Genomic DNA, 1,586 nt, shown 5'->3' with positions numbered 1-1,586 from the left:
TCTAGTGGAGTAGACTGCAGTGCGCGCACCGCTTGGTGTGCAGCGTGAGGTGTGTATACGCGACGGCGGCGATCGGCTTGTTCTGGGCGTCGCGGCTGCGGTACATGATGCGCGTGACGGTCGCGCCGTCGGCCTGGACGGGTTCCGACCTGATGATGTCGCCGTCCTCACCGGCCGGGAGGGGCGAGGGCGGGACGTAGAAGTCCTCCTCGGCGGTCGCGGACGACGGCGCCAGGATCATCACGCCGAGGGTCGCGACGATTCCGAGCAACCAGGCCAGACGGCGGAATATGGTGATCGGCACCGCGTCTGCCCCCCTTTCCTGCCTTCTCCTGCTCGGCGTTGAAGGGCACGCCGGACCCCGGGTGACGCTCATGCTCGGAGCGCGAGGCGGACATGTCAACGCTGGGTGGCGAACGTTGTGCCGGGGTGCGCAATCTTCCGCGTGAGGTGTCACGCCCACGCGTACGCAAGGGCCGCGCACGGCCTGTCGCGATCGCGGGCGGGGCGGGGAACGGGAGCCGACAGGTGACCGGTATGCCGGTTTTGCTCCGCCGGGTGGGGGAACCCGGTCCCCGCTCCACACCCGCACGGGAGGCGATCATGCAGCACGACGAGTTCATCGGACAGGTCCAGGCACGGGCCAGACTCTCCAGCAGGGGCGCGGCCGAGGCGGCGACGCGGGCCAGCCTGGAGACCCTCGCCGAGCGCATCCCGCCGAATCTGGCGGCGAACCTGGCGGCCCAGTTGCCCCACGAGATCGGCGAGCACCTGCGCCGCGTGGCGGCGGCCCCCGACCTGCCGGCCACCGGCATCCGGATGAGCCGCGCGGAGTTCTTCGACCGGGTGGCGCAGCGCTCCGGCGCGGACACGCCCAAAGCGGTGCACGAGGCGAGGTGTGTGGTGGAGGTGACGGGGGAGGCGACCGTCGGCGGGTTGACCGGGAAGATCCGGGACTCGCTGGACGACGAGCTGGCGGAGGTGCTCTTCGCGGGCAGCTCCGGCACGGCGGGCGCCTGACGCGCGCCCGGAAGGAGGGAGACATGTCCGACCCGATGGGGGACGACGTCTATCAGCCGACGGGCTCCGACACACGGGACAACCCGGAGGACATCGACCGCGACAACGCGCTGGGCGAGAACGACCAGGACGAGATGCTGGACGAGGGCTACTCGCCGCCGGAGAAGCCGCTGGCGGTGACCGGCCACGGCACGACGGCCAGGGAGCAGCGCGAGGGCGAGTCGCTGGACCAGCGGCTGTCGGAGGAAGTGCCGGACGTCGGTGTGCCGGAGGGCAACGGGATCGGGGACCAGCCCGGCATGGAGGGCGAGCCCCGGGCGGACCAGATCGCGGGAGACCGGCGCGCCGGGCGGATCGTCGGGGACGACGACCGTTACCGGCGGCCGGCGAGCGACGTGGTGGCCTCGGACGTGGGCATCGACGGCGGCGCGGCCTCCGCCGAGGAGGCGGCGATGCACATCTCCGAGGAGGAGCCCGTCGAGGAAGCCGGGGAGGAGTACGGGGAGGGCGGGGGGCGCTGTTAGCGATCGGCCGCGGGCGAGGCGGCGGGCGGGGCGGAGGTCGGG

Annotated in this window: 3 protein-coding genes; 2 read left to right on the top strand and 1 reads right to left on the bottom strand. The window is 72.4% G+C overall.

The features are described from left to right. Position 1: 1 nt before the first annotated feature. The gene (locus BN2279_RS09605) at positions 2 to 304 is read right to left on the bottom strand and encodes a hypothetical protein (RefSeq protein ID WP_059008301.1); all 303 of its coding nucleotides are present in this window, start codon (positions 302 to 304) and stop codon (positions 2 to 4) included. 299 nt (positions 305 to 603) lie between these two features. Between BN2279_RS09605 and BN2279_RS09600 the strand changes: the two genes are divergently transcribed. Together BN2279_RS09600 and BN2279_RS09595 are read left to right on the top strand one after the other, a co-directional pair. Next, the gene (locus BN2279_RS09600) at positions 604 to 1,020 is read left to right on the top strand and encodes a DUF2267 domain-containing protein (protein ID WP_059008300.1); all 417 of its coding nucleotides are present in this window, start codon (positions 604 to 606) and stop codon (positions 1,018 to 1,020) included. Between the two features lie 23 nt (positions 1,021 to 1,043). Continuing rightward, the gene (locus BN2279_RS09595; RefSeq protein WP_059008299.1) at positions 1,044 to 1,544 is read left to right on the top strand and encodes a DUF5709 domain-containing protein; all 501 of its coding nucleotides are present in this window, start codon (positions 1,044 to 1,046) and stop codon (positions 1,542 to 1,544) included. The last annotated feature ends 42 nt before the right edge of the window (positions 1,545 to 1,586 follow it).

This window comes from Streptomyces specialis (assembly GCF_001493375.1).
In the GTDB taxonomy this organism is placed as follows: domain Bacteria; phylum Actinomycetota; class Actinomycetes; order Streptomycetales; family Streptomycetaceae; genus Streptomyces; species Streptomyces specialis.
This window is presented reverse-complemented; position numbering and strand designations above follow the sequence as displayed.